Here is a 6,160-nt window from a genome sequence, read left to right as displayed (position 1 = left end):
ATTTTTCTTTAGACATGAGTAGTCCCTCTAGGTACGGATTTAGGTGGCCCGAATTGACCACGCAACCAAAAAAGATTATTGGTAAATCTTATATCAAAAGGAGATAACTTTGAGAGCTGGTGCTGATAGGCAGACTCGAACTGCCGACCTCATCCTTACCAAGGATGCGCTCTACCACCTGAGCTATATCAGCACTCAAATTAGAGTGGAGCGGGCAGCGGGAATCGAACCCGCATCATCAGCTTGGAAGGCTGAGGTAATAGCCATTATACGATGCCCGCAACACGTAACTCTGAGAGCTATTTCCTAAAGAATATGGTGGAGGGGGACGGATTCGAACCATCGAAGGCAGTGCCGGCAGATTTACAGTCTGCTCCCTTTGGCCACTCGGGAACCCCTCCAAATTTTAAAGCCATTCTAACTACTAAAGGAAAGAATGGTGCCGACTACCGGAATCGAACTGGTGACCTACTGATTACAAGTCAGTTGCTCTACCTACTGAGCTAAGTCGGCATAAGTGGTGCGCATTCTATTGAATGATTTTCTAGGTTGCAATAGCTATTTTAAAAAAAAACGTAATTTTCTTCTTTTTAGATTTGTTTGCTGCAAAATCATACAAACCTCGCTTTTTAAAGCAAACTTTCGAGCTTTGTCGTTTGCTTTGCCCAGAGCTTGTTGTATGTTCTTGCTCTCGATGAAACCAAGGATAAAAGAGATCCATGAGTCCATTTTTGTCATTCGATCGTGCAGAGTGGGCAGAATTACGTAATTCTGTTCCGATGACACTCTCTGCAGACGATCTAGCTGCGCTTCAAGGCATTAATGAAAACCTCACTATGGAGGAAGCGGTAGAGATCTACCTTCCCTTGTCTCGCCTGTTGAACTTATATGTTCAAGCTCGCCAAAGTCGCAATACAGTACTGCAACAGTTTCTTAATACCGAAGAACATGCTCCGCCATTTGTTATTGGTATTGCGGGCAGTGTGGCTGTAGGCAAAAGCACTACAGCTCGACTACTCAGAGCACTACTGTCTCGTTGGGATAACCACCCAAAGGTTGCGCTGGTGACAACCGACGGTTTCTTGTATCCAAAGAAAGTTCTGGAAGAGAAAGGAATCATGCACCGTAAAGGTTTTCCAGAGTCTTACGATATTAAACGCTTGGTGGACTTTGTTTCTGATGTCAAAGCTGGTCAACCAAACTTAGAAGTACCAGTCTATTCACATATTACCTATGACATTACTGATGAGCGGAAAAAAGTCGATCGTCCAGACGTATTGATTATTGAGGGGTTAAACGTCTTACAAAGTGGAATGGATTACCCGCATGACCCGCATAGAGTGTTTGTTTCTGATTTTCTAGACTTCTCAATCTATGTTGATGCTGAAACAGAGACCATCGAACAATGGTATATCGAACGCTTCTTGAAGTTTAGAGGCGGGGCATTTACCAAGCCCGGTTCTTACTTTAGTCATTACACTCAGCTCACTGAAGATGAAGCGAAGAACAAAGCAAAGGACATTTGGCAAAGCATTAATGGACTCAACTTGGAACATAATATACTTCCGACTCGAGAGAGAGCCCATTTAATCCTGCATAAAGGCCCAAGCCATTTGGTTGATAAGGTATCGTTGCGGAAATAGTGCCTACCTATACGCACTAATCACTTTTCCTTAGGGAGATCTCACCACCAATGTAGGTCTCCAAACCATTATCAGTTTCTAATACAACCCCGCCCTGCTGATCGATTCCTTTTACAACACCATGAACCTCTCTAGGCCCCATTAGTAGCTTGACTGGACGACCAATAAAGTTATCTAAACGATTCCACCGCTCAACAAACCCAGCCAGCCCAGTCATTTCATATTCTTCTAACGTGGTCTTCCAATGCTCTATTAAGTTGATCGCAAGCTGAGTTCGGTCAATCGCAATACCGTCACTGACTTGATTGAGTGTTGTCCAGGGCTGATCGATGTCTGGTTGTAAGTCTGGCATACCGATATTCAGTCCCATACCAATAACTAAATGTGCAGCACCACCGGCTTGACCAGACATTTCCACCAAAATACCAGCCAACTTTTTATCTTGATAATAAATGTCGTTCGGCCACTTCAGCTTCACGCCTTGAATGCCCATGCTTTCTATAGCTTCCACCGCGGCAATACCAACGACCAAACTTAATCCCATCGCGGCGGCCATACCAGCATCTAGCCTCCAGTACATGGATAAGTAAAGGTTAGTTCCAAAAGGGGAAACCCATTGGCGCCCCCGCCTACCTCTGCCTTTAGCTTGGTACTCAGCAAGACACACGCGCCCTTTCTCCGAGTCACTGACTCTTTCAAGCAAATACTGATTGGTCGAATCAATGACAGAAATCAGCTCAATTTGGCTACTAAGTTTCGCTTGGAGTTTAACCTCGTCTAATAACTGTAAAGGATGTGCGAGTTGATAGCCTCGCCCCTGAATGCGATAAATATCAACCCCCCAGTCATTTAGGCCTTTGATATGTTTAGCGATAGCTGCACGAGAAATTCCAAGCTCCTGACCGAGCGCTTCACCGGAATGAAAGTCGCCATCACTTAATGCCTTTAGAATATGCAGCTTTGCGGAGTGCTCCTTTCTCATTGCGCAGCCTCTATATCAGCGAGATTAGTTTCCCCTGTTCGATTCATAAATCGAACTTCATGTTCTAACTCTATCTGGTATTTATCCCACACGGTCTTCTTAACCAGAGAAGCAAGCTCAACCACATCATCAGCACTACAATTATTAACATTAGTGAGTACTAAAGCTTGTAGAGGGTTCACCTGAGCACCTTTAACCGATGCGCCTTTAAGTCCGCATTGATCAATTAACCAGCCTGCTGCAACCTTCATTCCGTTTTGTGTTGGGTAAGCCACCATATTGCTATGCTGCTGAATAAGGAGATCATAATGATCTTGGCTGATCACTGGATTTTTGAAGAAACTCCCCGCATTGCCGACTTTGGCTGGATCAGGCAGCTTTTCCATTCGTACCTGACAGACACGCTCAAAGATAGAAAGCGGACTCAACTCTTCTTCAGGAATACTCTGCAAAGGGCCATATTGATTAATCGCCTGCCATTGCTTCGGCAGCTTAAGACCAACCGCAGTGATAAAACACTTCTCATACAGCTCATGCTTAAAAATAGAATCACGATAACCAAACTGACACTCTTCGGCACTCATACGCTTAATCTCGAGGCTGTCGAGATCTAGGATATCGACATATTCGCAGATGTCCTGCAGCTCTAGACCATACGCCCCAATATTCTGGATCGGCGCCGAACCAGCGCAACCAGGGATAAGAGCCAGATTTTCAACCCCTCCCATGCCTTGCTCTACACACCACTTAACCAGATCCGGCCAATCCTCACCGCCGGCGATATGCAGTAAATAATGCTCATCTTCTTCGGTAATGGTTTTGCCCATTAAGCGGTTGATGATAACCATACCTTCATAAGGTTGAGTAAAAAGCATATTACTACCTTTACCCAAAAACAGCTTTGGTACGTCTTGGTAAGCTTTATCTTGGAACAACTGAATTACGTCGTCGACAGATTCAGCAACCGTCAAATACGCACAGGTTTGTTCTATACCAAATGTGTGGAAAGCCTTAAGGCTCGCGTGTTTCTTAATTTCCATAGTGGATTTGCAACGCCTGATGAGATTCTCTTAAACTGTAAGCATTCTACCTTAGTTATCTTTTAGCCGCAGTGACAATACCAGACTCATTAATCATAGAAGTGTTAAATCCCATCAAACTTCCCCTCATCAAGAGGTTGTACAAAACGCATTACCCTGCTGGCAAGGCCAAACGAGATGAGCTGATCATTACCGCCAGTGTGGAAAATTGCATTATTGCTCTCCTGAGAATGAAAACCGTAGAAAAGTCACGACTGCTCACAGGGATGTTAGTGATTCCTGAGTTCCGTGGAAGTGGCATAGGAGATGCGCTGCTTTCTCATTGCAAAAACACAGTTTTCACTAGTGGTGACTACTGCTTCGCTTTTAGGCATTTAGAGAATTATTACGCTCGACATGGATTTGCTACCATTGATAGTTCTGCACTACCAAACTCATTAAAAATGGCTTATCTACGCTATGTAGACAGTGGTAAAGATCTCATTCCAATGCAATTCAGCAATTCTGACGCTCTAAAGAGCAGGGTTTTGTAGCCAGATAATTCATATCTTTGGTAAAATATCAGGTTCGCAATATTGCACTAAATTAAGGTACACACACCGATATGATTGTTAGTAGGAATCCATTCGAGCAGTTGCCAAGTCTTGCGGTAAAGCCAGAAGACTTCGAAGTTCTGCATGCTGCAGAAACTTTTAGAACACGTCTTCTTGAAGCAATTAGCAAAGCAACATCACGAATCTACCTAGTTGCTTTGTATCTGGAAGATGATGAAGCAGGAAGAGAAATTCTGACTGCTCTTTATGAAGCCAAGCAGCGCAACCCAGGACTCGACATTAACATCTGTGTAGACTGGCACCGTGCACAACGTGGCTTAATTGGTGCAGAAAGCTCTGAGGGCAATTCAGCTCTTTATAAGGCTTATGCAAAGAAATACCAGCACGCGATTCCTGTTTATGGAATTCCGGTCCGCGGGCGAGAAGTGTTTGGTGTTCTTCACCTTAAAGGTTTTATTATTGATGATACCGTCATCTATAGTGGAGCTAGCCTAAATAACGTATACCTGCAATATAATGGCCGATACCGTTTCGATCGATATCATGTTATTCAGCATAAACCACTTGCAGATAGTATGGTTAATTTTGTGCAGAGTGAGATGATTGCTCATCCCGCTGTAAATGATTTAGCAGATCGAGATAAGCCAGAGACTAAGGACATCAAAGCAGCCATTCGCCAGCTGCGCTCATCTTTATCAAGAGCTGATTATAACTTTCAAAGTGAATCGGCTTCAGAAGAAGAAGTGAAAGTGACCCCTCTCGTCGGCTTAGGAAAACGTCGCAATAGCTTAAACCAAAGAATTGTGCAGCTATTAGCAGCCGCTCAAAATGAAATCTTCATCTGTACTCCATACTTCAATTTCCCTAAAGCTCTAAACAGAGAAGTAAAACGTGCGTTAAAGCGCGGAGTGAAAGTAACAATTGTCGTTGGCGATAAAACCGCAAATGACTTTTACATTTCCCCAGAAGAAGAGTTTAAAACAATTGGCGGCCTGCCATACCTATATGAGCTCAATCTACGTCGCTTTGCAAAGTCGCACGAAGCTAGCATTGCCGCTCGAAAACTCTCAATCCACCTATGGAAGCACGATAACAATAGCTTCCACTTAAAAGGTATTTGGGTTGATAAGCGCTATATGTTACTAACAGGCAACAACCTAAACCCGAGAGCGTGGTCTTTGGATTTAGAGAACGGTCTTCTAGTTCAAGATAATTTTGCTAAGATGACGGAAAAGTTCGAGAACGAAGTGGCAAAAATATTAGAGCACACCCAGCTGATTTGTACTTATAAGCAACTTGAAAAAGTTGAAGACTATCCTGAAGCAGTGCAGAAACTTGTTCGCAAAATCACTCGTATAAAAGCAGATGGCGTACTAAAACGTATCCTATAAAAATCTTCAGCCCAACGTGAGTTGGGCTTTTTCTCTTCTGTCTATCCTCATAAATTTCTTCAGTAGAAGTCCTCGATAAATATGTTCTAGTCGAAACGCTCAACTAATAGTGAAACATCACTATTAACAATAGCCCTGATAATACAATTGCCACACTCCCTCAAGTAAAGATCTATCGACCCGCCTAGCGTGCTTCAATGAACCACTCAAATGCAGTATTTACGAACCTACAGAGAGTAAACCGAAGGCGTGTAATTCAACAGAGACTAATATTTCTTGAAGAAAGGCTTAAAGACTACGATCAAATCTTTGGTGGGGCCTTGTTACTTGTCTGAATAAAGATGCCTAGTCCAGAGTTGCTGGCAACCGGGACTCGTTCCCTGAAAGGGAAGTTGTTATGCTCTAAAACGACAAAACCCAGTCTTCGGACTGGGTTTCTAAATAAGTGGCGGAGCTGCTGGGCTTGCACTCAATTGGACTCGCACACGAGCGGGACTCGTTGGTCGTAGACCAAAATAATAGCGCAAACGAAAATGTATGGTCCGCCCCG

5 protein-coding genes and 4 tRNA genes are annotated in these 6,160 nt (G+C 43.6%); 3 read left to right on the top strand and 6 right to left on the bottom strand.

Annotated features, from left to right (window positions below; genetic code table 11):
• Window positions 1–117: 117 nt before the first annotated feature.
• From KIV41_RS23990 to KIV41_RS23975, 4 genes are all read right to left on the bottom strand, one after another.
• Window positions 118–193, bottom strand: a tRNA-Thr gene (locus tag KIV41_RS23990).
• Between the two features lie 13 nt (window positions 194–206).
• Window positions 207–281, bottom strand: a tRNA-Gly gene (locus KIV41_RS23985).
• A 35-nt stretch (window positions 282–316) separates the two neighbouring features.
• Window positions 317–401: transfer RNA gene (locus tag KIV41_RS23980), tRNA-Tyr, on the bottom strand.
• Between the two features lie 36 nt (window positions 402–437).
• Window positions 438–513: transfer RNA gene (locus KIV41_RS23975), tRNA-Thr, on the bottom strand.
• A 206-nt stretch (window positions 514–719) separates the two neighbouring features.
• Here KIV41_RS23975 and coaA point away from each other — a divergent pair.
• A complete protein-coding gene (coaA, locus tag KIV41_RS23970) occupies window positions 720–1,643 on the top strand; it encodes a type I pantothenate kinase (RefSeq protein WP_010444430.1) in 924 nt (307 codons plus the stop codon).
• A gap of 16 nt (window positions 1,644–1,659) precedes the next feature.
• On the opposite strand, the gene birA is transcribed toward coaA, so the two are convergent.
• Together birA and murB are read right to left on the bottom strand one after the other, a co-directional pair.
• Window positions 1,660–2,625, bottom strand: a complete 966-nt coding sequence (gene birA / locus KIV41_RS23965) for a bifunctional biotin--[acetyl-CoA-carboxylase] ligase/biotin operon repressor BirA (protein ID WP_285337808.1) — start codon at window positions 2,623–2,625, stop codon at window positions 1,660–1,662.
• Entirely contained in the window at window positions 2,622–3,665 is a 1,044-nt protein-coding gene (gene murB / locus KIV41_RS23960) for a UDP-N-acetylmuramate dehydrogenase (protein ID WP_285337807.1), read from the bottom strand. Before murB ends, birA begins: the two co-directional genes overlap by 4 nt.
• Before the next feature lie 101 nt (window positions 3,666–3,766).
• Between murB and KIV41_RS23955 the strand changes: the two genes are divergently transcribed.
• Window positions 3,767–4,198 (top strand): GNAT family N-acetyltransferase, encoded by a 432-nt coding sequence (locus tag KIV41_RS23955; RefSeq protein ID WP_285337809.1) that lies wholly within the window; start codon window positions 3,767–3,769, stop codon window positions 4,196–4,198.
• Between the two features lie 71 nt (window positions 4,199–4,269).
• Entirely contained in the window at window positions 4,270–5,610 is a 1,341-nt protein-coding gene (pssA, locus tag KIV41_RS23950; RefSeq protein ID WP_010444438.1) for a CDP-diacylglycerol--serine O-phosphatidyltransferase, read from the top strand.
• The last annotated feature ends 550 nt before the right edge of the window (window positions 5,611–6,160 follow it).

This window comes from Vibrio sp. D401a (assembly GCF_030248515.1).
Classification (GTDB): Bacteria; Pseudomonadota; Gammaproteobacteria; order Enterobacterales; family Vibrionaceae; genus Vibrio; species Vibrio rotiferianus.
The sequence above is the reverse complement of the archived record's forward strand: the minus strand, read 5'-3'. Positions and strand labels throughout refer to the sequence as shown.